Raw genomic sequence first — 25697 nt, 5'->3', positions numbered from 1 at the left:
GAAAATAAAGCCAGCCAGTCCGACGGCGATTTTCCGGACATCGTCAGGGCCTGCTCAGATAAAGGGCGGAAGGCAGCAAGAGTCGAACTTACGAGGAAGCGGCTGACGCCCCCTACCGGGTTTGAAGCCCGGCCGCACCACCGGATGCGTGTGCCCTCCGAAGACTGTGAAACTACGCGAAGCCGTTTCCCCACTGGCTGTCGGTCCGCACCACATGCGCGTCAGCCAGGCGCCGAGTATAGCCGACGCGGTCAAAGAATTCCAATAGCTGGATCGCGCGTTTGCGGCCCAGTCCGGTCGCATCGCGAAAGACGGCGGCGCTCACCGGGCGGGTCGGGGCGGCGGCGTTTTCTTCAGTGGCGGCGAGCGTGGCGATCAAGCGCGTCAGTTCGGCGATGCGCGACGGATGATAAAACAGGTCCCTGACGATTTGACTGAGTTGTCCGCGTTTCGCCAGTTTGCACAACAGATCGCGGACTTCGGTTTCACTCGCACCGTGCTCGCGCGCCAGCTCGCGTACCCACGGCGGGTCGAATCCTGCCGCGTCAAGCGACGCCAGCAAGCGGGTCGCCAGCGCCTGCTCATCGGCACGCAATTCGACGGTATGCTCCGGCAGATGCAGCCATGGGCCTTGCTGCACCAGCGCTTTCGCCGCACATAAGGACGCGACCAGCGCGCGCCAGAGTGTGTCGTCCAGATCGGGTTCGACGATGCGCTTGAGGCGTCCGATCTGCGGCCCGATTTCATCCGGCATGCTCGCGTGGAAAGCCCGCAATGCTTCGACGGCACGGGCGGCAAGTCCATCCGCTGCCGCTTTGGAAATGAGCAGCGCGTCCCCATCGCGCAGATGGATGTCGAGCGTATCGTGCGCTAGCGCCAGCCGCTCTGGCGGCAGCTGCGACAGGCGGACCAGCGCCGAACGGCGCAGACCAAGCGGGCTGCAGTCAAGTAACGCAGCACTGTCGCCTGACGTGACAAAAGCAGCGAGCGCATCGAGCCACGCATGCCGTGCAACGCTGCGCCGCTTGCGCGCAGGTCCGAACGGATCGAGTACCCGGCGGCCGCCAATGGTGCGCGAGGCCTGCGCGTTACGGACCACGAAGCGGTCGCCCGGCACCGCATGCAGCGGCGCGTCGAATACCAGTTGCACCCGCCCCTGCCGACCCGGCAGTAAGGTATCGGCATCGAGCAATACAACATGCGCGGTCCGATGGCTGGCGCCAAGATGAATGTGTACCGGAGACCATGATTTGAGTGGCAGACCGGCATCGGCCAGCAGGCGCAGTTCTACATCGATGCGCGCCGAGCATTCGGCCAGCGCCGACGCCAGAATCCAGTCGCCGCGATTGATCCGCTCGCGCGCAATGCCGGCCAGGTTCAACGCCAGCCGTTGACCGGCATAACCGCTGTCGGCCGGGCGATTCTGCGCATGAATGCTGCGTACCCGCAGCGCTTCGCCGGCCGGGGCCAGCAACAAGGTATCGCCGCTGGCGACTCTTCCTGCCAGCGCGGTGCCGGTAACGATCGTTCCTTGTCCGGGCAACGTAAACACACGATCTACCGCCAGCCGGAACAGGCGCTGATCGTGACGCACGGGCAGCGCCTGCGCCGCGCCCGCAAGATAGCCAAGCAGCGCGGCCACGCCGGGATCGTCCGCAGCGTTTGCCTGCGTCCGAAAAATCGGCGCAGCGGTAAACGGCGTGCTTGCCAGCAGCGCAGTAATGTCGGCTTCGACGGCTGCAATGCGATCCGCATCCACCCGATCAATCTTGGTCAACGCCACCGCGCCGTGTCCGACCCCCAGCAGCTCGAGTATCGCCAGATGCTCGCGCGTTTGCGGCATGATGCCGTCGTCGGCGGCAATCACCAGCAGCGCAAAGTCGATTCCGCTGGCGCCGGCGGCCATCGTGTGGATCAGTTTCTCGTGGCCGGGCACGTCGATCAGACCGAGCACCTCGCCGTTCGGCAAAGGCGTGTAAGCATAGCCAAGCTCGATGGAGATGCCGCGCTCTTTTTCCTCTTTCAGGCGGTCGGTATCCACGCCCGTCAGTGCGCGCGTCAAGGTTGTCTTGCCGTGATCGATATGGCCTGCGGTGCCGACGATCATGGCGATAGCAGAGTCAGTTGTGCGATGAACTGCGCTTCATCAGCGCTTTCCAGGCAACGCAGATCAAGCCACAGCGTATCGTTGGCGATACGGCCGAGGACCGGACGCGGCAATCCGCGCAGCATCTTTTCAATCTGCCCAAGCCCGCGCCGTTGGCTGCCATGCAGGCGTAGCGCCAGGCCATAACTTGGGAGCTGGTCGACCGGCACAGCGCCGCTGCCGATCTGGCTGAACAACGGTTCGGCGGCCACCAGACAGGCCGGTCCCAGCGCCCGCTGGAGCAGCGGCGCCAGCATTTCCGCCTGAGCGCGCAGTGCTGGCTGGGACCGGGTCAGCAGCCGCAATGTGGTCAGGCGCTGCGGCAGGAATTCGGGGCTGCGATACAAGGCCAGCACCGGCTCCAGCGCTGCCAGCGTCAGTTTGCCCACCCGCAGCGCACGCTTGAGCGGATGCCGCTTGATTTTTTTGATCAAGTCGGCCCGGCCGACGATCAGGCCGGCTTGCGGCCCGCCAAGAAGTTTGTCGCCGCTGAAAGTAACGAGATCGGCACCGGCGGCAATGGTCTCACCCACGGTCGGCTCGCGCGGCAGTCCGTATTGGGCGAGGTCGACCAGCGTACCGCTCCCCAGATCGACCACCGTCGGCACGCCGTGGCTGCGGCCGAGCCGTGCCAGCTGGTCGATCTCTACACTCTTGGTAAAACCCTGAATCGCATAGTTGCTGCAATGGACCTTCATCAACAATGCGCTGCGCGGACCAATGGCGTCCGCATAGTCGGACAGATGCGTACGATTGGTGGTCCCGACTTCGCGCAGCCTGGCGCCGGCACGCGTCATGATGTCCGGGATGCGGAACGCGCCGCCGATTTCGACCAGCTCGCCGCGCGAGACGATTACTTCGCGGCGCGACGCCAGCGCACTCAACATCAGCAGTACCGCGGCGGCATTGTTGTTGACGACGGTGGCGGCCTCGGCGCCGGTCAGCTCACAGAGCAGCGCTTCAATCAAATCGTCGCGGTCGCCGCGCTTGCCGGTCGCCAGGTCGAATTCGAGATTCATCGGCGCACTCAGCGCATCGACCACGGCGCGAATGGCCACATCCGGCAACAATGCCCGGCCGAGATTGGTGTGCAATACCGTGCCGGTAAGGTTGAACACCTGTTTTAACGGCGAAATGGCGGCGCGTGCCAGGTGCCCGGCCAGCACCGCCGTCAGTCCGGCAATGCCATCCGCCGCCGTTGCGTCCGTTGAAGCAGCATCACCTGAAGTGCCACTCAGCATGTCCGCCCGCAACTCGGCAAGCAGCGCACGCAATGCCGCCAGCGTCTGGGTACGGCCGTATTCTTCAATCAGCGGTGCACACGACGCATCGGCGAGTACCCGTTCGACCGACGGCAAACGTGCTGCGAATGCGCAATCGCCATCCGGCACCGGTTGCAGGGTTGTCATACCGCACCACTAAACCAGAGTAAGGGATTCATGCTGGCGCGGGCATAACCCGCTTCGGTGACCAGCACATCCAGCACCAGACTGGCCAGATCGTCGGCCAGCGGCTCAACTTCGTAGTCGTGCTCCTGATTCACGATTTTCCGGTAGGTGTGGCAGTCGTCGCAGGTTTCTGCCCGTATGACTTTCTGCGGATCGTTGGCCTTGTTGACCAATGGCGCATCGCTCGCCTCGACATAATCGGCATCGCCGCGATGATCCAGGCCCTGATAAGCGATTTTGGCGTTTTGCCCGCAGTGCGAACACTTGACGCGCACCATATGCCATTCGGTCGCGCACAACCCGCACTGGAGGTAGCGATAACCCTGCGACTGGCCGCCTATCCGGATCACGCTGGCCACCGGCTGCGCGCCGCAGACGGGGCATACGGTGCCGGTTTCCAGCGCGGGAACGTCTTGCGCCGTCAACTTGCCGGCCCGATACGTCCACAGGACCTGGAGCGCGGCAGCCACAAACGGCGCCTGTGCGGGATCGAGCTTTTCGGCGCGCTGCGCCAGCACCGCATCCGCCAGCGCCTCCAGCGCTGCATGATCGAGCGCGTGCAAGGCCGCCAGCACAGCAACCAGCTGCGGCCGGGATGCCGCAATTGCGTCGAGCCGGATCAGCAAACGTTCAAAAATCGCGTGCCATAGCGACGGTCGTGCGCCAAGCGCAGGCAGCGGCGGCATCGCATGCCGGCGCGCGTTGTCAAGCGCGTCCTGATCGGGCAGCGCGGCGTCGGCAAGCGTCAGCGATCGGAACACGGCATCCTGGGCGTCGACCAGATCGGCCATCAGCAATAAATAGCCGCTTAACGCAGGACTGACCGGGGTGCCGACTACCGCGCCGGCTGCCAGTCGCCGCAGGCGCGCGGCGCGCGCGCCAAATACGTCATCCGCCGGCAGGCGCAGGCGCAAAATGGCAATGTGATCGAGGGATTCAATCTGACCGCGTTCAAGAATTCGTTGCACCGAAAACTCCCTGTCTAAAGAACAAGTCGCGGCCAGGGAGCTATTTTTTAACGCTCTCCCTGAACCAGCGCGGGTGATGTTTCCTGGCCCAGCCGAGGGTCACGGTACCGCGCACCATCGCGCCGATCGAACCCTTGATCCAGAACCCCGCATAGATGTGAATGATGATACCAATGATCAGGACAAACGCGCAAACCGCGTGCAATAACGCCGCTGCACGAATAACGGTCGCGGGAAAATACCAGGAGAAATATGCTCGCCAGATCACCATTCCCGACACCAGCAGGCCAAGCATGCATGCCACCATTGCATAGAACAGCAGTTTCTGGCCGGCGTTGTAGCGGCCGACTTCAGGCAACTTGTCTTCACGGTTCGCGAGTACGTCGTCGATCTGTTTCAGCCACTGCACATCGCCCTCTTCAAACCGGTTGTGATGCCAGAACCGCAACACCAGAAACGCGAATGACACACACATCACGATGCCGGCAAACGGATGCAGAATCCGGGTCCACTGACCGCCGCCGAACAATGCGCTCAGCCAGAACATCGAGGGATGGAATAGCGCCAGGCCTGACAGCGCCAGCAACACGAACAGGATCGCGGTGAGCCAGTGATTGCTGCGTTCGTTGGGCGAATAGCGAACGATCAGGGGCGCCGATGATGGATCGTCTTTGGACCCGGCTGCCTTATAGCGGACGATCAGGCGCGGCGATGTTTTAGCGTCTTTCATCCCGGTTCTCCTTGCTGGCTTTCCTGGATTTTGCGGGCGGCTTCCTGCGCCTCGCGTTCCTCTTCTTCACTGACTTCGTTCGGGCCGACCCGCGTGTAGTGGAAAAACCCGGACAACGCAGCCAGCGCAATACTCGCGACTGCCAGCGGTTTGGCCACGCCCTTCCAGAGCGACACCAGCGGACTGATGCGCGGATTGTCGGGCAGGCCGTGATACAGCGATGGCCGGTCGGCGTGATGCAGGACATACATCACATGCGTGCCGCCGACACCGGCCGGGTCGTACAGGCCGGCCTTGTCGAAACCGCGCGATTTCAGGTCTTCGATGCGCTCTGCGGCGTGCTGCTTCATATCCTCTTTGGTGCCAAACACGATCGCGCCGGTCGGACAGGTTTTGACGCAGGCCGGCTCCTGCCCTACGGCGACCCGGTCCGAGCACAATGTGCACTTGTAGGCACGATGGTCTTTCTTGGATATCCGTGGCACGTCGAACGGGCAAGCGGCCACGCAATAACCGCAGCCGATACAGTTTTCTTCATGAAAATCGACGATCCCGTTGGCGTATTGAACGATGGCGCCCGGTGCCGGGCAGGCTTTCAGGCAACCCGGGTCCTCGCAATGCATGCAGCCGTCCTTGCGAATCAGCCATTCGAGATTGCCGTCCTGATTTTCGTATTCGGAAAACCGCATCACGGTCCACGACTTGTCGGTCAGGTCGCGCGGATTGTCGTAAGTGCCGTTGGTGTCGCCGATCTCGTCGCGCAAATCATTCCATTCCATGCACGCGGTCTGGCACGCCTTGCAGCCGATGCATTTCGATACGTCGATCAGCTTGGCGACGGTGCCGGCCGCCGGCTCGCGTACCGCAGGCGGCTGCACCGTGGTGGCCGACACCCGCCGGATATCCAGTGATTGCATTGCCATCTCGCATCTCCTTGGTCAGCACACCCAGATCAGGCTTTTTCCACCTTCACCAGGAACGATTTGAATTCCGGTGTCTGGGTATTCCCATCGCCTACCGACGGTGTCAGGGTATTGATCAGATAGCCTGGTTTCGCGACACCGGTGAAACCCCAATGTATCGGCAGGCCGACTGTATGCACTTTTTTGCCTTCGATCGTCAATGGTTTGATGCGCTTGGTCACCACCGCTTTTGCAATGATGTGGCCGCGCTTCGAACTGACTTTGACGCGATCGCCTGCCGCCACCCCAATTTCGTGCGCCAGATCCTCGCCGATTTCGACGAACTGCTCCGGCTGAATAATGGCATTCAGCCGTGCGTGCTTGGTCCAGAAGTGGAAATGTTCGGTCAGCCGGTAGCTGGTTGCGACATGCGGGAACTCTGCATGCTTGCCGAATTGCGCACGGTCTTGCGCAAATACGCGCGCTCCCGGGTTACTGGTGGCCAGCGGGTTTTTGGGATGCAGCGGGTTGTAACCAATCGGATTTTCAAACGGCTCATAATGCTCCGGGAACGGTCCTTCCGCCATGGAAGCGCGGGCAAAGAAGCGGGCCACGCCTTCGGCCAGCATGATGAACGGCCCCATGCCGTTTTCCGGCGGCTCGTCGAGCTTGAAATCGGGCACGTCGACGCCGCTCCAGGCGGTGCCATTCCATCCGATCAACTTGCGTTTCGGGTCGAACGGCTTGCCGCTGAGATCGCACGAAGCGCGGTTGTACAACACCCGCCGGTTGGCCGGCCACGCCCAGGCCCAGTTGAGGGTTTGGCCAATGCCGCTCGGGTCGGCATTGTCGCGCCGCGCCATCTGGTTGCCGGCCTGGGTCCACGCGCCGCAAAATATCCAGCAACCGCTGGCGGTCGTGCCATCGTCGCGCAGCAGCGCAAACGACGGCAGCTGCTCGCCTTGCTTCGCCAGCAGCTTGGTCGGATCTTTCAGGTCGTACAAATCCGCCAGCGCCCGGCCGTTGTATTCCCTGGCCAGTTCTTCGGGTGTCGGGCTATCGGGTGTGGCATACGGCCACGTCAGATTGACAATCGGGTCGGGGAACTTGCCGCCCTCCTCCTGATACATCTTGCGCATGCGCAGGAAGATGCCCGCCATGATATCCAGATCGCTGCGCGCCAATCCCGGCGGTTCGACGCCCTTCCAGTGCCATTGCAGCACGCGTCCGGAGCTGACCAGCGAACCGCGCTCCTCGGCGAAGCACGCGGTTGGCAGGCGGAATACTTCGGTCTGGATTTTCTTCGGATCGACGTCGTTGAAGACGCCATGCGGCTTCCAGAACTCGGCCGTCTCCACCGCCAGCGGGTCCATCACCACCAGCCATTTCAGTTTCGACAGTGCGTCGCTGACCTTCTGTTTGCTGGGTGTGGAACCGAGCATGTTGAAGCCCTGCGCGATGTAACCGTTCATCTTGCCCTGATGCATCAGCTCCACCGCCTGCAGCAAATCGTACGGCTTGTCGAGCTTGGGCAGATAGTCGTAACACCAGTTGTTGTCCGGCTTGGCCGCATCGCCCCACCAGGTTTTCATGAAACTGACATGAAAGCTGCGGTAATTTTTCCAGTAGCTGAGTTGGTTGGGGCGCAAGGGCTTGCTCGCGCGGGCGGCGATATAGGCGTCGAAATCCTGTTCCTTCTCGCCCGGCAACGTCATGTAGCCGGGCAGCAGGTTCGACAGCAGCCCAAGATCGGTCAGCCCCTGAATATTCGAGTGTCCGCGCAATGCGTTCATGCCGCCGCCGGAGATACCGATATTCCCGAGCAGGAGTTGCACCATCGCCCCGGCACGCACCATCTGCGACCCGGTCGAATGCTGGGTCCAGCCCAGCGCGTAAAGAATCGTGCCGGCACGATCCGGGGCTGCGGTCGAGGCCAGCGCCTCTGCGACCTTGTGGAATTTATCCGCCGGCACGCCGCAGATACGTTCCACCATCTCGGGCGTATACCGCGAATAGTGTGTCTTCATCAGTTGATAGACGCAACGCGGATGCTGCAGGGTCGGGTCGACCTTGGCGTAGCCGTCGCTGTCCATCTCGTAGTTCCACGTGCTCTTGTCCGGATAGCCGCCGGGTTTTTCGTTGTAGCCCGAATACAAGCCATCGGCGAACGCAAAGTCGTCGCGCACGATAAACGGCAGGTCGGTGTAGTTGCGGACGTATTCGTGCTGGATCTTGTCGTTCGCCAGCAGGTAATTGATGACCGCGCCCAGGAACATGATATCGGTACCGGTCCGGATCGGCACATGCAGATCGGCCACCGACGCGGTACGGGTAAAGCGCGGATCGACGACGATCAGGCGCGCCTTGTTGTGCGCCTTTGCTTCGGTCACCCATTTGAAACCGCATGGGTGCGCTTCAGCGGCATTCCCGCCCATGACCAGGATCACATCGGCATTCTTGATGTCGACCCAGTGATTCGTCATCGCTCCACGGCCAAACGTCGGGGCAAGACCTGCCACCGTCGGACCGTGTCAAACACGCGCCTGGTTGTCGAACGCCAGCATCCCCATGCTGCGCACGGTTTTGTGGGTCAGGTAGCCGACCTCGTTACTCGACGCCGATGCGGCCAGCATACCGGTCGTCAGCCAGCGGTTGACGGTAGCGCCGTCGGCATTTTTTTCGATGAAGTTGGCATCGCGATCCTGCTTCATCAGCCGCGCGATCTTGTCGAGCGCATCGTTCCACGAAATTTTCTGCCATTGGTCGGCACCCGGCGCGCGGTACTCCGGCGCCAGCAGACGACCCGGGCTGTGGATGAAGTCGATCAGGCTCGCGCCCTTCGGACACAGCGTGCCGCGATTCACCGGATGGTCCGGATCGCCCTCGATGTGAATGATGCTGGTCGTGGCGTTTTTGGCGCCGTCGCCAAGACCGTACATCAGGACGCCGCAACCGACCGAGCAGTAGGGACAGGTATTCCGGGTTTCGGTAGTGCGGGAGAGTTTGTATTGCCGGACTTCAGCAAGCGCGTCTGTCGGTGCAAAACCAAGCAGAGCAAGGCTGGAACCCGCCAGCGTTGCGCCAGTGACTTGAAGAAACTGGCGCCTAGACATTTGAACCATGATGATGGCCTCTAAATGACGTGTGGAAGGGAACACGGAAAAAATATAGCACGTTTTGCAACGACCGTGGGAATGGCCGGCGCCCATCATCTTGTTCGGTCTTGGGTCTTGGGTCTTGCGTTGCAGTCGTTTCAGTTATGTTGCAACGATTGCAAAACCCCACCTTTTTAGGGAGTTTCCCAATAGCAAGTTCAAAGGTTGCTTTGTAGAATTTTCCCTCGGGGAATAACAAAGAAAGCAACGTATGGGTACGTACATCTTGTCGACTAATGGCGCCGAGGGAGTGTCGCGCTATGCAAAGGGAATCGGATGCTTGCTGCTATTGGCAAGCGTGCTGCACGATGGCCACGCCCTGTCTCTGCAAGCGGCGCCCGGCGTCCAACAGGAACAGCGCCGCCGCAGTCAGGCCGAAGCCCTGGAACGCCAACGGCAGTTGCGGGCGCCGAATGTCGATCTGCGCAGCGCAATGCCAGTGGAGTCTGCCGACACGCTGGCGCTGCCGGCCGAATCTCCCTGCTTCCCCATCCAGCAGTTCGTCCTCGACGTCCCGCGCCAGCTATCGCCCGCCAACCGGTTGGCCGGTGCCAGCGATTTACCGCACGATCCTTTCCGTTTCGCCCAGGATTATCTGCGTCAATACGCCGCTGCCTGCATCGGCAAAGAAGGCCTGAACCTGATCGTCCAACGCCTGACCGGCCTGATCCTGCGCCAGGGCTACAGCACCACCCGCATCGGCATTCCCGCGCAGGATTTATCGACAGGGGTGCTGAGATTGACTCTGGTCCCGGGGGTGATCCGCGCTATCCGTTTTACCGATCCCACTCTCTACGGCACCTGGCGCAATGCATTCCCGACCGGTCCCGGTCAACTGCTCAGCCTGCGCGATCTGGAACAAGGCCTGGAGCAGATGAAACGCGTCCCGAGCCGGGACGTCGATATGCAAATCGTGCCCGGTGACGTTCCCGGCGAAAGCGATGTCGTGATTGCCGTGAAACGCAGCAAGCCGTGGAAGCTGAGCGCCAATCTGGACGACAGCGGCGCCAAGGGTACCTGCTCGCTCATGGCTACACCAACGATCCGCAGGACAAAGACGGATTTAAAGCCTACAACGCACCTCGTTATACACAAGTCTGCTGAGCGACATTTCTGCGTAGCGCACGCATTGTCTTGACCGCCACGTGAACATCCTTCAAACCCAGCCAGATTGTCTTGACGCCGGGCTCGCCGTCACCTTTGCGGGCAAGGAAGCCACCCAGGCATGCGATCTGGCGCACGACGTCATTCAGCCGCGGCTTCTCCAGCGGTACCTTGTTGCGCAGCAGGTAAGCCGCCTGGATCTCGTCCGGATCGAAGAACAATTTCGCATCCAGGTCAGGGCACGTTCGCCCCAGCCGCATCAGATGGGCGATTCGCCATGCCACCACCAGATACAGCGCGAGCGCGCGCTCGATGCGTTCGATCGCGCCAAGCTGGAGTGCCTCGACACGGCACGCATTCTTCAGCACATCGAACAGGATTTCAATTTCCCATCTGCAGCGATACCAATTGATGAGTTCAACAACAGCTTCGACCGTTTCTGCATCGCGGTTAGTGAGCAAACGCCATTCGATCGGTTTGACGTCGGCCGGCGCGTCGATCTCGCGCGCAATGATGCAGGTAGCGCTGACCGTCTTGCCTTTTCCGGCCGGCAGTTCGACGCGACGTGCCCACAGTTGCTGACGGACCGTACGTGCCTTCACGCCGTGCCGCGCCGACATCGCAAACTCGATTTGTCCCAGCGCTTCCCCGATGCAGGTGTGTGCCCACAAGGTGTCCCCGTCCGGCAGGCAGCGGTTGTGCTTGGCGCGCACCAGCCAATCGGCCGGCGTCCCCAATTGCAGCGCACGTGCCATCAAAGGCATCATGTCCGCTTCGCGGTCGGCCACGTACACCAAGCGGGTGGCGGGCAATTGCGGCGCCAGTTCGGCCAGCCGTTCGTAACCCTCGACCCAGCGCAGGCTTTCCTTCGGTCCGCCGCGCTTTCCAGAAGCATCTTTTTTTTCACGCGCCCACATCCAGGCGTCGAGAATGCCCAGCGGCTCGCGCTCGGTCGTGACGGCATAGGTCGGGTGCAGGTACATGCCGCGCTGCGCCTCATAGCTCAGCGGGCCAAGGCCACGGGCCGACTGGCCATTGAAGTCAAGTTCGGTACTATCCTGAAGGCACAACACCACCGGCTGCGCTCTCATCCGCTCCTGCGTCCGCTGCCAGTGCGGCTCCAGAATCTCGCGCCAGTCAACGGCTGCATTGTCAAAAAAGCGATATGCCCCCATCGTCTCGCCCCAGCCATTGCAGGCTTTGGGCACGCTCGCCGTCGGCTCGGCTGCCAGTCGCTCCATCAATATCCTCGCTCGCTTGTTCAGGCGCGCATCGCCCAGGTCGAGTTGTTCAAATTCTGTCTCTGTCCAGGGTGCCGGTGCGATAGCCAATTCGTTCACGCAAAAGACGAGAGTAACCCTGAAACGGCGCCAGTTTACAAGGGCTGCGGCAAGTCATTGAAAGTTAACGAGATTTTTGTGTCTGGTCAGAGAAGTGTCAGACTTGTGTATAACGAGGTGCGTTAATAGGTATTCCAGCATTATTGATTCATATGGTTTGGAATCAATGGAATATTTTTTGTAAAAAAAAAGGTAACTCGGATTGAGTTCATGTCAAAAGCCTTGCGTCTTTCACAATGCACTTGAATGCCTACTGAACACGCACGACCCCTGCGCTGTCGCTCATCTGCGCACTCCCCTCAGGTAGGTTAGGATGACAAGAAAACGTCTGACGACGGATGTTTTTCGGTCTTTGAACAAATTTCCTGCCAGCTTGCGTCGGCCGATGCAATCGCCAAACTCAAGGAGTTGCCACATGAACTCAATGCTTTCCACCTCTGCTCTGGACGATGTGTGTGTCAACACGCTGCGCTTTCTGTCAGTCGATGCCGTGCAGCAAGCCAACAGCGGCCATCCCGGCTTGCCGCTGGGTGCGGCGCCGATGGCCTATGTACTGTGGACGCGCTTCCTGAAACACCGTCCGGCCAATCCGCACTGGTTCGACCGCGATCGCTTCGTGCTTTCCGCCGGGCATGGCTCGGCGCTGCTGTACAGCCTGCTCCACCTGACAGGCTACGACCTGCCGCTGGCGCAACTCCGGCAATTTCGCCAATGGGGCAGCCTCACGCCGGGTCACCCGGAGCGCGGCCTGACGCCCGGCGTCGAGGTGACCACGGGGCCGCTTGGCCAGGGCTTCGGGAATGGCGTCGGGATGGCGATGGCGGCAGCGCATCTGGCCGCCCGCTACAACCGCGACGGCTTCGACATGATCGATCATTTTACGTACGGGATCGTGAGCGACGGCGACCTGATGGAAGGCGTCGCCTCGGAAGCGGCGTCGCTGGCCGGTCATCTGCAACTGGGCAAGCTGATTTACCTGTATGACGACAATGCGGTCACGCTCTCCGCCGGCACCGCGATGACCTTTACCGAGGACCGGGCGCGCCGCTTCGAGGCGTATGGCTGGCACATTCAATCGGTTGCGGACGGCAATGACCTGGCGGCGATCGAGCGGGCGCTGAGTGCCGCCCGCGCAGAAACCAGGCGGCCTTCGCTGATTCTGGTGCGGACGCATCTCGGTTATGGCTCCCCCAACAAACAGGACACTTTCGAGGCGCATGGTGCGCCGCTCGGCGTGGAAGAAGTGCGGTTGACCAAGCGTAACCTCGGGTGGCCGGAGCAACCGCCGTTTTATATTCCCGCCCAGGCGCGCGCGCATTTTCTGGCAGCGGCTGAGCGCGGCGAGAAAAGCGAGGCGGCATGGCGCGACAAATTTTCCGCCTACGAAAAACAATTCCCCGCACTCGCGCTGGAATTGCGGCAACGTATGCGTGCCGGAATGTCCGCCGTGCCCGCCGGCTGGGATGCCGATATCCCGCAGTTTCCGGCGGACCTCAAAGGCATGGCCACACGGGTCGCGTCGGGCCAGGTGATGAACGCCATCGCTGCGCTCATGCCTGCGCTGATCGGCGGCTCGGCGGATCTGGACCCATCAACCTATACCGCGCTGAAAGGGCTGGGGGATTTCGCGCCGCCCGGCGTCAGCGCCAGCGACCGCCAGGGCTCCAACGGCGGTGGCTGGAGTTATGCCGGTCGCAATCTGCACTTTGGCGTGCGCGAGCATGCCATGGGCGCGCTCATGAACGGCATCGCCGCGCATGGCGGCGTGTTGCCGTTCGGCGCAACATTCCTGGTGTTCTCCGATTACATGCGGCCGTCGATCCGCCTTGCCGCGCTGATGGGCCTGCACGTGGTCTACGTGTTTACCCACGACAGCATTGCATTGGGCGAGGACGGCTCCACGCATCAACCGGTGGAGCAGCTTGCCAGCTTGCGCGCGCTGCCGGGCCTGATCGTGATCCGTCCCGCCGATGCCAACGAAACCGCCAGCGCCTGGCGCGTTGCGGTCGAAACATGCGAGCGGCCGCTGGCGCTGGTATTGACGCGGCAGAATGTCCCCACCCTCGACCGCACAGAATTTGCCGCCGCCGACGGCTTGCGGCGCGGTGCTTACATCCTGGCCGACGCCCCGCACGGCCAGGCTGAACTGATCCTGATCGCCAGCGGCTCGGAAGTCGCGCTGATCGTGGCCGCGCGCCAGCAACTGCTGCTGCAGAAGGTCCAGGTGCGGATTGTCTCGATGCCGAGCTGGGAGTTGTTCGACGCCCAGCCGCAGGAATATCGCGACGCGGTGTTGCCGCCGTCGATTGGCGCCAGGCTGGCGGTCGAGGCCGGTGTGGCCCAAGGCTGGCATCGCTATGTGGGCGAGCGCGGCGATGTGCTCGCGCTGGACCGTTTCGGCGCGTCGGCTGCCGGCGCGGTGCTGCTGCGCGAATACGGGTTCACCGTCGAAAACGTTTGCCAGCGCGCGCTTGCCCTGCTGCGCTCAGAGCCAGCCGCCGGTGAAACCCGCCCGCCGCAAACCGTTGGCGATGTAGGGGCAGTCCCGCATCAGGTGCCATAGCAATTCGCTGCGATAATTCTCGATCATCAGAATGATCGGCCCTTCGTTGATGCCAAAATGCCAGTGCGATACCCAGCCATACGGGTTATGCGATTTACCTGGATAGGTCGGATTGTAGGTCGCCTTGAAACCGTACGGATTACCGGCTTTCAAACCGATCTCATGCACGAAATGGTCGATGGTCGGCAGTACGATCTCCGGCGCGAACGGCAACGAAGCCACCACCACCCAGGGCGCGATGGTGCCGTCGTCAGGTCCATGCGGCACGCCGCGTGCCACATAGTCGAAGAATTCACGCTGGATGCCGTTCACCTCGATGATCGCCGGGCCGGGGCCGTCGCTTGCGGTGATACCCCAGCAACAGTCGCCATAGCCGGCGAACCCGTGCGGATTGTCTATCGCATATTGCTGCTGAACCAGCGTCGCGCGGCGGCTGTTCTCGAAGTAGTCAATGCCCTTGGCCCGCATGAACGGGTCCTGTATGCCGCGAAAATCCACCCAGATATGCGAAAGCTGGTGCGTGAACAGCGAACCGGCGTACAGATAATCGTAGCCGTAGCTGCGTTCCCACTGATAGGCGGATGCCCAATCCTCGTAACTGCACACGGGCAACGGATGCGTCAGCGAGCCGAGTCCGAGAATGTACAGCAGCAGCGCCTCGTCGTAGCCCTTCCAGCGATATGGCAGGAAGCCGCTTTCCGGCTTCCATCCGAGCGACACCGCCCCGCCCTCAGCCTGCGCCCAGTCCCAATCGGCGCGCTGATAGAGCGCCTCGGCCAGGGTGCGGATTTCACCCTCATCGGCCGTCGCGGCGTCGAAATATCGGCCCGCAGTCAGGCCGCCGGCCAGCAAAAAGGCCGTGTCGATCGTCGATAGTTCGCATTCCCAGGCACGGCGGCCGGTCTGCATGTCCAGAAAGTGGTAATAGAAACCCCGGTACCCGCTGGCGCCGGCCTCGGGGCCCTGCGGACTGTTCCAGAAAAATCGCAGCGTGGTCAGGACCCGCGTGGCCGCCGCCGCACGCGCGATGAACCCACGCTCGACCGCAACCGGATATGCCGCCAGCGCAAGACCTGTGGCAGCGATGCTGGCCGGCCAGCCGGGTGCGCTCTTGTCGATCACCAGACCGTTGGCCGGATTGGTCTCATGCATGAAATAACTGAATGACTCGCGCTGAAGCATTTCCAGCTCGGCTTCGGTAGTCAGTATTTTTCGGTTCATGGCGCTGTCCGGATGGTCATCATCCTGCACTCGCGCCGGATGCGGTTTTCGCAAGCGTTGCACTCTTGATGGCGATGACCTCGAGCAAATCGCTCAAGGACTTGCTGAAAGCTTCAGCGCCCTCACGCTGCAACTGGGTGGCCAGCGCTGCCTTGTTCACGCCGGCCTGCGCAAAGGCAGCGAGTACTTCTTCCGCATCGTCGCCGTCCGCCGCCATGCTGCCGTTCACCGTGCCATGCTCGGCGAAAGCAAGCAAGGTCTTTTCGGGGATCGTGCTGATGGTGTTGGGTGCCGCGAGTGCCTGTAGATACAGCGTATCCGGTGCGGCGGGGTCTTTGGTGCCGGTGCTGGCCCATAGCAGGCGCTGCGGCTGAGCGCCGGCGTCTGCCAGTGCGCGCCAGCGTGACGAAACCAATAGTTCGCGATAGGCCCGGTAGGTGCGCTGTGCGACGGCGATCCCAAGACGATTGGACAGTGCTGCGGGAACCTTGTCCTTGACGGCCACATCCCAGCGGCTGACGAAAATCGAGGCGACCGAAGCGACTTTTGGATCCAGCCCGGCGGCGATGCGGCGCTCGATGCCGCGCAGGTAGGCGGCAGCCGCAGCGAGGTATTGTTCGCGCGAGAACAACAGCGTGACGTTGATTGGCACGCCGGCGAAAATCGCCTCCTCAATCGCAATGACGCCAGCCGGCGTACCCGGAATCTTGATAAATAGATTGGCCCGTTGTGCGCGCGCATGGAGTTGCGCGGCTTCGCGCACCGTCCCTGCTGCGTCGTTCGCCAGCAACGGCGAGACTTCGAGCGAGACCCAGCCGTCGACGCCGGCCGTCGCCGCATGGATGGGGCGCAACAGATCGGCGGCCTGCGTCAGGTCTTCCAGCGCCAGCTCGAGAAACAGGGCCTGGCCTGATTTTCCTGCGGCGGCCTTGGCGCGAATCGCCTCGTCGTAGAATGCCGTGTTGCGAATAGCGTGATCGAAGATCGTCGGGTTCGAGGTGAGCCCGGTGACAGCGAAGTCGCGCAGATAGCGCTGCAGCGTGCCGTCTACCAGTAGTCCGCGCGTAATGTTGTCGAGCCACAGGCTTTGACCAAGCTCGTGCAGATGTTCGGTGGCATTCATGGTGACCTCTTTTCAATAGGCGTCGCGCGAGCGGCATCCAGCAGGGCCGGCAAGTCGTGATTGATCAAATCGCCGATACGCGCGAGCGTCAGGTCGGCGGCTGGATAAGTGGCGTTGTTGTGCGGGTCGAGAGCGTAGTGTCCCTGGCGCGGAAAGACGGTCGTCAGCCGCGCTTCCATGACGTTCTTCATTGCCGCCAGGACGCGCAGCTTGTCATCGACCATGACGTAATGACGGGCCGGGTAGCGTTGCTCGACGTCATCGAGCATGTCCTCTTTATGAATATAGATCAACACGCGGCCTTCGACCGCCTGCCATAGGCCCGAGCGCTGGATTTTGCGCGGCTGGAACACCACGTCGCCATCCGACAGAACCACCGTCGGCCCCCAAGCGCCAAGATGTTCGATCACCTCGAGCGCGCCCGGGTACAAGCGCTCGGCAAACGGATAGTCCACCAGAAACGAGGACATTTGCAGCAGCCGCGGGTCGTTCATTGCGCCGAGGCGATAGCGTTGCAATGCACCCAGGTAGTCGGCGTATCCCAGTTCGGCGCGCAACTCCTCGAAAATTTTCCAGTAGCGGTCGCGGTTCTCGACGCCGAATTCCTGGGCCAGATGGGCCCGTAGATCGTCCTGCACGCGATCGTTGTCGAGCAGCGTGTTATCGCAATCAAGCAGAAAAACGATCTCATCCCGGGTTTTCATGGGGACGCTTCCTGCGCTGCCGGGTTGTGCCATCGATCGTCGCCAGCCATGATCTGACCGGCTGCGGCTGGTCCCCAGGTATCCAGTTCGTACCCGGCAACCGGCACCGCATTGCCGAGGATAGGGGCCACCACGCGCCAGGCTGCTTCGACCGAATCGCCGCGTGCGAACAACGAGGCGTCGCCACGGAGGGCGTCGCCGAGCAGGCGTTCATAGGGTGTCATTTCGGCGCCAGGATGGTGATGCGCGACAAGTTCCGTTGCTGTGCCCGCCATTGCCTCCCCAGGCACTTTGGTCCGTGCGCCGAGCGCAATCAAGCGATCCGGACTGAGCCGGAAACGGAAATAGTTCGACTGGCCGGAGTCAGCCGCATCGAATATCACGTGTGACGGCGGTTTGAGTTTGACCATCACTTCGGTACACGTCACCGGTAATTGTTTGCCGGCGCGGATATACAAAGGCACCCCTGCCCAGCGCGCATTGTCGATATGCAAGCGCAGCGCAGCGAACGTCTCGACCTGTGAGTCGGGCGCCACGCCGGCCTCGTCGCGGTAACCGCGGAACTGCCCACGCACAACCTGCGCCGGGACCAGCGGACGCATCGCACCCAAGACGCGCAGCTTTTCGTCACGTATTGCGTCCGAACCCGCAGCGCCATCCATCGGGGCTTCCATCGTGAGCAGCGCCATCACTTGCAGCATGTGATTCTGTATCACGTCGCGGATCGCTCCCACTTCCTCATAGAAAGCGCCACGCCCCTGCACGCCGAATTGCTCGGCCATCGTGATCTGCACACTCGCAACATAGTCGCGCTGCCAGACCGACTCAAGGAAGGTGTTGGCAAACCGGAAATAAAGCAGGTTTTCGACCGCCTCCTTGCCGAGATAGTGATCGATGCGGAAAATAGCATCTTCGGCAAAGAATTTGCGCAGGGTGCGATTCAGCGCCTGCGCCGAAGCAAGATCGCGGCCAAAAGGCTTTTCGACAATCACCCGGGCCTCCCGCGCACAGCCGGATTTGGCGAGCCCTTGTGTGACGGACTCGAACATGCTGGGTGGAATGGCAAGATAGTGCAGCGGCCGTACTGCGTCTCCCAATGCCCGGCGCAATTGCTGATACGTCGCGTCATCCTGGTAATCGCCACTGATGTATTGGAGCCGCCCCGCGAGTTGCGCAAACGCATCGGCATCCAGGCCGCCATGCTGCTCCAGGCTGGCGCGCGCGCGGTCCCGGAGTTGATCGACATTCCAGCCGGATTTCGCCACCCCGATAATCGGTAGATCGAGATGGCCGTGCCTGATCATTGCCTGCAGTGCCGGGAATATCTGCTTGTAGGCCAGATCGCCCGTGGCACCGAAGAAAACCAAGGCGTCGGAGTGGCATGCCGTCATCGTCAAACCTCCTTGCTTAAGGATCCTGGGACGCGACCTGCTTTAGATCCTGATCCCAACCTCAAGCTCAAGAGTGATTCTACGATGAATTCGTGCGCCCGGGCGGCCCAGCCGCCTTATCCCCCATCATGCTTGGTACTCAGCCAGCCGCATCGTCCGCTGGTGTTCCCATGTGGTGTATACGACGAATGCCGCCAGCACCGAAAGGAGGATCATCGACGATCCGACGGTGCCGAAATTCAACCCGCCTTTCGCGACGGGCTTGGTGAGCAGGTCACCCAGGGTTGCGCCGAAAGGACGCGTCAGCACGAATGCCGCCCAGAACAGGAAGACTTTGGAGATTCTGGTGTAGAACGCCGCGAATATCGCCAACCCGATCAAACTGCCGACCAGGAAAGCGCCGCCGGCAAAACCAAGGCCGGAGCTATCCGCCAGGAAGTCCCCCAAAGCGGTGCCCAGCGTGTTGGAAAACAGGATCGCGGTCCAGTACAGCAGCTCGACCTTGAAGGTCTTGATGTTTTGAACCGACAACGATTTTTCGCTGAAACGCCAGAAGGCGAAAATTGCCAGCAAGATGGTCGTCAAAATCAGCGAGCCCCTGGCATAGCCGAGGCCCAGCGTACGGTCCATATAATCCGACATGGTGGTACCGGCCGTGCTGGTCGATAGAATGACGGTCCAGTAAAGAATGGGATGGAATTTCTTCGAAGCCAGTTGGGTTACCAGCGTGACCAGGAATACCGCGATCAAAATCAGCGAACTGGCGGCGTAGCCGACGTTGAGCGTCATGGACAGCAAGTCGCCGCCGGTTTCGCCCAGCGTGGTGGCGCATATCTTCATGATCCAGAACAAAAGCGTGATTTGAGGAAGTTTGTTGCGCATGCGCGCCGTGCTTTCATTCAGAGGTTTATTCATCGTGGTCTGTCCTGACAGGATCAATGGGCTAAATGGCAAGGCTCACTATGACCGTTGAAACTTAGGAGAAACATAGACGCGCGTTGCCGCACTGAAACACGACGACTCGGCGCAGGGGAAAAAAAATGATGGCTTTTTGTGAAAGATTAATTCGTGCCATGACAAAAGATCATCCGCCCCAAAAACTGGCGGAAACCGCACCATTTGAATGCGTGCCAATATAAAAAATGCGCATTGTTCGGGCGCTGCCACCCAAACCGCCCGTAAATCCCCGCCTTCCAGGCGAATCCACATTGGCATGGGATTTGCTTATATCCCATCGACAGAGTCAACGATGATTCAGTAACTATTTACGCAGATCTAACGATGGATCTGCCAGGACAACGGCGTCCGCCCAGCTAGGTATACCACCAGGCTGAGCGGGCGCCTTTTTGTTTTTATGGGATAAAAATGATCATGACCAGCAAAGCAACCAGCATCAAACTCTTCAGCTTCGGCACTCCGCAAATGCGCGCGTTTCATTTGACCTGGATGGCCTTCTTCGCCTGCTTTTTCGCCTGGTTTGCCTGCGCCCCGCTGATGCCTGTCATCAAAGGCGAATTTGGCTTATCCATCGGGCAAATTGCGAATATCAATATCGCCGCAGTGGCCGTCACAATTCTGGTGCGGCTGGTCATCGGTCCCATGTGCGATCGCTTCGGCCCGCGCAAAACCTACACCGGCTTGTTGCTGCTGGGCGCGATCCCGGTGCTCGGTGTGGCGCTGTCGCAAAGCTACGAAAGCTTCCTGTTCTTTCGTTTGTGCATCGGTGCTGTCGGCGCCAGTTTCGTCATCACCCAATATCACACCTCAGTCATGTTCGCGCCGAATGTGGTCGGCACCGCCAACGCGGCGGCGGCTGGCTGGGGCAATACCGGTGGCGGCGCTGCACAGGCTTTGATGCCACTGTTGTTGACTGCGCTGTTGATGATGGGCGTCAGTCAAACCATGGGTTGGCGTCTTGCCCTGCTGGTACCGGGCGTGTTGATGCTGATCATGGGCGTGGTTTACTGGCGCTTTACGCAAGACTGTCCGCAAGGCAATTACGCCGAGTTGCGCGCACAAGGCATCGCGGTAGAAGGCGGCAAAAAAGGCGGCTGGGCGAGCTTCCGCGCCGCCAGCCGCAACTTTCGCGTCTGGCTCCTGTTCGTTACTTATGGCGCCTGCTTCGGTGTCGAGATTTTCATTCACAACATCGCCGCAATTTATTACGTCGATCATTTCAGTCTCTCGTTGAAGAGCGCGGGCCTGGCGGCCGCCAGCTTTGGTTTGCTGGCCCTGTTTGCGCGCGCCTTGGGCGGCTGGCTATCCGACAAGGTGGCCTTGCGCGGGAATTTGAATTCCCGCACAACGTTGCTGTTCGTCATGATGATTGGCGAAGGTCTGGGCCTGCTCTGGTTTGCCCACGCAAATAGCGTGACATTGGCTGTCGTTGCCATGCTTGGCTTCGGTTTATTCACGCATATGGCATGTGGCGCGACTTACGCACTGGTGCCGTTCATCGACCGCAAGGCGCTGGGCGGTGTCGCCGGCATCATCGGCGCGGGGGGGAACGTGGGCGCGGTGCTGGCCGGATTTCTGATGAAAGGGCTGGGAGATGTGCAGCAAACGCTGAGCCTGCTGGGTATTTTCGTCAGCGTCTCCGCGCTGTGCGCGATTGCCGTCCGTTTCAGCGCGGCGCACACAGCCGACGAGCAACTGCTGGTCAGCAACAACATCACCGCTTAAGGAGACCCAGCTCATGAAAATTATCGTCATCGGTCACGGCATGGTCGGCCATAAATTCCTCGAAAGTTTAGCCGACAGCGGCGCGCAGCATCTGGAAGTCACCGTATTGTGTGAAGAACCGCGTCCGGCGTATGACCGCGTGCACCTGTCGGAATTCTTTTCCGGCAAATCGGCACAAGACCTGTCGCTGGTGGCGCCCGGCTTTTTCGAGCGCAGCGATATCGCACTGAAGCTGAATGCCAAGGCGCAGTTGATCGACAGCGCCGCCAAGACCGTTACCTTCAATGTCAACGGCGCGCTTGAAACACTGCCTTACGACAAACTGGTGATCGCTACCGGCTCCTATCCCTTCGTACCGACCCTGGCCGGCAACCAGCGCAAGGATTGCTTCGTGTATCGCACGATCGAAGACCTGGAAGCGATGCTGGAGTGCGGCAAGCGGTCCCGGACCGGCGTGGTGATCGGCGGCGGCCTGCTCGGGCTGGAGTGCGCCAAAGCCCTGCGCGACATGCAACTGGAAACCCATGTGGTCGAGTTCGCCCCGCGCCTGATGGCGGTGCAGGTGGATGAAAGCGGCGGCCGCATCCTGCGCCAGAAAATCGAAGAACTGGGCGTCACTGCCCATACCCAAAAAAACACGCTGGAAATTGTCGATGGCAAGACCGGCACGCACCGCATGAATTTCGACGACGGCAGCCACCTCGATGCCGACATGATCGTGTTCTCGGCCGGGATCCGGCCGCGCGACGAATTGGCGCGCGACAGCGGACTCAAGGTCGGCGAACGCGGCGGCATCGTGATCGACAATAGCTGCCGCAGTTCCGATCCGGATATCTACGCGATCGGCGAATGCGCGTTGTGGAACGGCAAGATATACGGCCTGGTGGCGCCGGGTTACGACATGGCGCGTATCGCTGCCGGGCATATGCTGGCAGAGTGTGACGCCGATACCGGCACCAGCATCCCCGTGCCGGAATTCACCGGCGCCGACATGAGCACCAAGCTCAAGCTGATGGGGGTCGATGTCGCCAGCATCGGCGATCCGCACGGCAAGGAAGCCGGCAGCCGCTCGTACCAGTTTACCGACGAGCGCAAACAGATATACAAGAAAATCGTGGTGTCCGCATGCGGTAAATACCTGCTCGGCGGCGTGATGGTCGGCGACGCCACCGAATATGGCACGCTGCTCCAAATGATGCTGAACCGCATCGAATTGCCGGAAGCGCCGGAATTCCTGATCCTGCCGCAATCCGACGGCCAGGCAAAGCCGGGTCTCGGCGTCGATGCCCTGCCCGACGCGGCGCAAATCTGCTCCTGCAACAATGTTTCCAAAGGCGATCTGTGCGCTGCCGTCTGCGACGGCGCCACCAGCATCGGTGCGTTGAAGAGCTGCACCAAGGCCGGCACCGCCTGCGGCGGTTGCGTGCCGCTGGTGACGCAGATCATGAAGTCCGAGATGAAAAAGCAAGGCATGGCGGTCAATAACCATGTCTGCGAACATTTTCCCTACTCGCGTCAGGAGCTTTACCATCTGGTGCGGGTCGGCAAGATCAAAACGTTTGACGCCTTGCTGGCGCAGCATGGCAAAGGACTGGGCTGCGACATCTGCAAACCGCTGACGGCGAGTATTCTGGCCTCTTGCTGGAACGATTTCGTATTGAAGAAAGAACACGTCAGCCTGCAGGACACCAACGATTACTTCCTTGGCAATATTCAGAAGGACGGCACCTATTCCGTGGTACCGCGCATGCCCGGCGGCGAAGTCACGGCCGATGGCTTGATCGCGGTCGGCCAGGTAGCAAAGAAGTACGGCCTGTACACGAAGATCACCGGCGGTCAGCGGGTCGATCTGTTCGGCGCGCGGGTCGAGCAATTGCCGCCGATCTGGGAAGAATTGATCGCTGCCGGTTTTGAGTCGGGCCATGCCTACGGCAAGTCGCTGCGCACCGTGAAGTCATGCGTGGGCTCGACCTGGTGCCGCTATGGGGTTGACGACAGCATGGGTCTCGCGATCGAACTGGAGAATCGCTACAAAGGGCTGCGCTCCCCGCACAAGATCAAATTCGCCGTATCCGGCTGCACCCGCGAATGCGCGGAGGCGCAAAGCAAGGACGTGGGCGTCATCGCCACCGAAAAAGGCTGGAACCTGTATGTCTGCGGGAATGGCGGCATGAAGCCGCGCCATGCCGAACTGCTCGCGTCCGATCTGGACAAGGAGACGCTGATTCGCTACATCGACCGTTTCCTGATGTTCTATGTGCGTACCGCCGACCGCCTGCAACGTACCAGCGTCTGGCGCGACAACCTGGAGGGCGGCCTGGATTACCTGAAACAGGTGGTCGTGCAGGACAAGCTGGCGCTTGCCGTCGAACTGGAAGCGGAAATGCAGCAAGTAGTAGACACTTACGAATGCGAATGGAAAAAAGCCGTGACCGATCCGGAAACACGCAAGCGTTTCCGTCATTTCGTCAACAGCGATCAAGCCGACCAGACCGTGGTGTTCATGGAAGAGCGCGGCCAGATCCGCCCTGCCACCCCGCAGGAAAAAAAGCTGATCAATATTCCTGTCGTCGTGGAAGCCGCTTAGGTGTTACCGATTCGTTACAGAAACGTCATCAATTGAAACCGGGAGAAAAACTATGCATAGCGATCGCCAACTGAAGAACTGGATCCCGGTCTGCAGGCTCGACGAGATCGTGCCGAATACCGGCGTGTGCGCACTGATCAATGGCGAACAAGTTGCCATCTTCCACGTCAATGACGGTGAAGACCGCGTCTTCGCGATTCACAACTACGACCCGAATTCCGAAGCCGCGGTGCTGTCGCGCGGGCTGGTCGGCAATCTGGGTGAACGGATCGTGGTTGCCTCGCCGATTTACAAGCATCATTTCGATCTGCAAACCGGCGAGTGCCTGGAAGCCCCGGAGCATTCCGTTTGCGCCTATCCGGCGCGCATCGACGGCGGCCAGGTCTGGGTAGGTGCATAGTGTTAGCCAAGCAAGCTAAACCATCCTTGGTGGTCATCGGCAACGGCATGGCCGGCATGCGCACGGTCGAAGAGCTGCAAAAACTGGCGCCCGAGCTATACGACATCACCGTGTTCGGGGCCGAGCCGCATGGCAACTACAACCGCATATTGTTGTCGCCGCTGCTGGCCGGCGACAAACATGTGGACGACATCATGTTGCATACGCGCGAGTGGTATCGGCAACACAACATCACATTGCATGCCGGCGATCCGGTCGAAGCGATCGATCGCCGTCGCCGCACTGTGCGTTCGCGCGCCGGCGTCGAGGTGGCCTATGACCGCCTGTTGCTGGCAACCGGTTCCAGTCCATTCATCATTCCGGTGCCGGGCCATCAGTTGCCGGGCGTGATTGCCTTCCGCGATATCCAGGATGTGGAAACCATGTTGCATGCCGCGCGCAATCACCGTCATGCAGTCGTGATCGGCGGCGGCTTGCTCGGGCTGGAGGCGGCGAATGGATTGTTGCGTCAGGGCATGGACGTCACCGTGGTGCACGTCTGCGACAGCCTGATGGAGCGGCAACTGGATAAATCCGCTTCCGTCCTGCTCAAGAAAGCGCTGGAACTGAAAGGCATGCGCTTCCTGCTCGAAGCCAACACCAGTGAAATCGTCGGCACCGAACGCGTCACGGCGGTGCGTTTTAAGGACGGCAGCGAAATTCCAGCGGACCTGGTGGTGATGGCCGTGGGCGTACGACCGAACATTGCATTGGCGCAACAAGCCAGGCTGCATTGCGAACGCGCGATTGTGGTGGACGATACCCTGCAAACTTACGACCCGCGTATTTATGCAGTGGGAGAATGCGTACAACATAGAATGGCGACGTTTGGCCTGGTGGCGCCGATCTGGGATCAGGCCCGGGTCTGCGGCGCGCATCTGGCCGGTGCCGGTCATCGCCGCTACGTGCAGCAAGCCACGGCGACCAAGCTCAAAGTCACCGGCGTCGACCTCTACTCGGCCGGCGATTTCATCGGCGGCGACGGCAGCGAAGACCTGGTGATGCGCGATCCGCGCCGCGGCATTTATAAACGACTGGTGCTCAAGGACAATCTGGTTGTCGGCGCGGTACTGTATGGCGATGTCAAAGACGGCCCCTGGTATTTTGACCTGATTCAGAACCACACCGATATCTCCCCGCTACGCAACAAATTGCTGTTTGGGCAAGCGCTCTGCGCCCAGGCCGCCTGATCAG

18 protein-coding genes and 1 tRNA gene are annotated in these 25697 nt (G+C 60.9%); 6 read left to right on the top strand and 13 right to left on the bottom strand.

Going from position 1 to position 25697, the window contains the following annotated elements; genetic code table 11:
- Window positions 1-66: 66 nt before the first annotated feature.
- The 7 genes from AC3CHX_RS10655 to fdnG form a co-directional block, all read right to left on the bottom strand.
- A tRNA-Sec gene (locus AC3CHX_RS10655) sits at window positions 67-159 on the bottom strand.
- Window positions 160-172: 13 nt separating this feature from the next.
- On the bottom strand, window positions 173-2107 hold the full coding sequence (gene selB, locus AC3CHX_RS10650) for a selenocysteine-specific translation elongation factor (protein WP_488643985.1): 1935 nt from the start codon (window positions 2105-2107) through the stop codon (window positions 173-175).
- Window positions 2104-3555 carry an L-seryl-tRNA(Sec) selenium transferase gene (gene selA, locus AC3CHX_RS10645; protein WP_488643984.1) on the bottom strand — a complete coding sequence of 484 codons (1452 nt, stop codon included), beginning with the start codon at window positions 3553-3555 and terminating at the stop codon, window positions 2104-2106. Before selA ends, selB begins: the two co-directional genes overlap by 4 nt.
- Window positions 3552-4562, bottom strand: coding sequence for a formate dehydrogenase accessory protein FdhE (gene fdhE, locus AC3CHX_RS10640; protein WP_488643983.1), 1011 nt, complete (start codon window positions 4560-4562; stop codon window positions 3552-3554). Before fdhE ends, selA begins: the two co-directional genes overlap by 4 nt.
- 40 nt (window positions 4563-4602) lie before the next feature.
- On the bottom strand, window positions 4603-5292 hold the full coding sequence (locus tag AC3CHX_RS10635; RefSeq protein ID WP_488643982.1) for a formate dehydrogenase subunit gamma: 690 nt from the start codon (window positions 5290-5292) through the stop codon (window positions 4603-4605).
- Complete coding sequence (gene fdxH / locus AC3CHX_RS10630; RefSeq protein ID WP_488643981.1) at window positions 5289-6215, bottom strand: formate dehydrogenase subunit beta; 927 nt, start codon at window positions 6213-6215, stop codon at window positions 5289-5291. The genes AC3CHX_RS10635 and fdxH overlap by 4 nt, the downstream gene beginning before the upstream one ends.
- Window positions 6216-6244: 29 nt before the next feature.
- Window positions 6245-9316 (bottom strand): formate dehydrogenase-N subunit alpha, encoded by a 3072-nt coding sequence (fdnG, locus tag AC3CHX_RS10625; protein ID WP_488643980.1) that lies wholly within the window; start codon window positions 9314-9316, stop codon window positions 6245-6247.
- Between the two features lie 244 nt (window positions 9317-9560).
- Here fdnG and AC3CHX_RS10620 point away from each other — a divergent pair, with 244 nt between their 5' ends.
- On the top strand, window positions 9561-10487 hold the full coding sequence (locus AC3CHX_RS10620; RefSeq protein WP_488643979.1) for a POTRA domain-containing protein: 927 nt from the start codon (window positions 9561-9563) through the stop codon (window positions 10485-10487).
- Here AC3CHX_RS10620 and AC3CHX_RS10615 read toward each other — a convergent pair.
- Window positions 10435-11784, bottom strand: a complete 1350-nt coding sequence (locus AC3CHX_RS10615) for an IS4 family transposase (protein ID WP_488644793.1) — start codon at window positions 11782-11784, stop codon at window positions 10435-10437. The two genes, AC3CHX_RS10620 and AC3CHX_RS10615, sit on opposite strands and share 53 nt — an antisense overlap.
- 433 nt (window positions 11785-12217) lie before the next feature.
- Here AC3CHX_RS10615 and tkt point away from each other — a divergent pair, with 433 nt between their 5' ends.
- Window positions 12218-14356, top strand: coding sequence for a transketolase (gene tkt, locus AC3CHX_RS10610; protein WP_488644792.1), 2139 nt, complete (start codon window positions 12218-12220; stop codon window positions 14354-14356).
- Here tkt and AC3CHX_RS10605 read toward each other — a convergent pair.
- From AC3CHX_RS10605 to AC3CHX_RS10585, 5 genes are all read right to left on the bottom strand, one after another.
- Window positions 14279-15577: a glucoamylase family protein gene (locus AC3CHX_RS10605; RefSeq protein WP_488643978.1), complete on the bottom strand. Its 1299-nt coding sequence runs from the start codon at window positions 15575-15577 to the stop codon at window positions 14279-14281. The two genes, tkt and AC3CHX_RS10605, sit on opposite strands and share 78 nt — an antisense overlap.
- 19 nt (window positions 15578-15596) lie before the next feature.
- On the bottom strand, window positions 15597-16700 hold the full coding sequence (tal, locus tag AC3CHX_RS10600) for a transaldolase (RefSeq protein ID WP_488643977.1): 1104 nt from the start codon (window positions 16698-16700) through the stop codon (window positions 15597-15599).
- Entirely contained in the window at window positions 16697-17404 is a 708-nt protein-coding gene (locus AC3CHX_RS10595) for an HAD family hydrolase (protein ID WP_488643976.1), read from the bottom strand. Before AC3CHX_RS10595 ends, tal begins: the two co-directional genes overlap by 4 nt.
- On the bottom strand, window positions 17401-18795 hold the full coding sequence (gene zwf / locus AC3CHX_RS10590) for a glucose-6-phosphate dehydrogenase (RefSeq protein WP_488643975.1): 1395 nt from the start codon (window positions 18793-18795) through the stop codon (window positions 17401-17403). Before zwf ends, AC3CHX_RS10595 begins: the two co-directional genes overlap by 4 nt.
- A 126-nt stretch (window positions 18796-18921) precedes the next feature.
- Window positions 18922-19677, bottom strand: a complete 756-nt coding sequence (locus tag AC3CHX_RS10585; protein ID WP_488644791.1) for a COG4705 family protein — start codon at window positions 19675-19677, stop codon at window positions 18922-18924.
- Between the two features lie 489 nt (window positions 19678-20166).
- Between AC3CHX_RS10585 and AC3CHX_RS10580 the strand changes: the two genes are divergently transcribed.
- Genes AC3CHX_RS10580 through AC3CHX_RS10565 form a run of 4 tightly spaced genes read left to right on the top strand, consistent with a single transcriptional unit; the run spans window position 20167 to window position 25693 of the window.
- Window positions 20167-21477 (top strand): MFS transporter, encoded by a 1311-nt coding sequence (locus AC3CHX_RS10580; protein ID WP_488643974.1) that lies wholly within the window; start codon window positions 20167-20169, stop codon window positions 21475-21477.
- A gap of 13 nt (window positions 21478-21490) precedes the next feature.
- Window positions 21491-24064 (top strand): nitrite reductase large subunit NirB, encoded by a 2574-nt coding sequence (nirB, locus tag AC3CHX_RS10575; protein WP_488643973.1) that lies wholly within the window; start codon window positions 21491-21493, stop codon window positions 24062-24064.
- 52 nt (window positions 24065-24116) lie between these two features.
- Window positions 24117-24464, top strand: a complete 348-nt coding sequence (gene nirD / locus AC3CHX_RS10570) for a nitrite reductase small subunit NirD (RefSeq protein ID WP_488643972.1) — start codon at window positions 24117-24119, stop codon at window positions 24462-24464.
- Complete coding sequence (locus AC3CHX_RS10565; protein WP_488643971.1) at window positions 24464-25693, top strand: NAD(P)/FAD-dependent oxidoreductase; 1230 nt, start codon at window positions 24464-24466, stop codon at window positions 25691-25693. The genes nirD and AC3CHX_RS10565 overlap by 1 nt, the downstream gene beginning before the upstream one ends.
- Window positions 25694-25697 lie beyond the last annotated feature (4 nt).

The organism is Glaciimonas sp. OK215, from assembly GCF_057787885.1.
The sequence above is the reverse complement of the archived record's forward strand: the minus strand, read 5'-3'. Positions and strand labels throughout refer to the sequence as shown.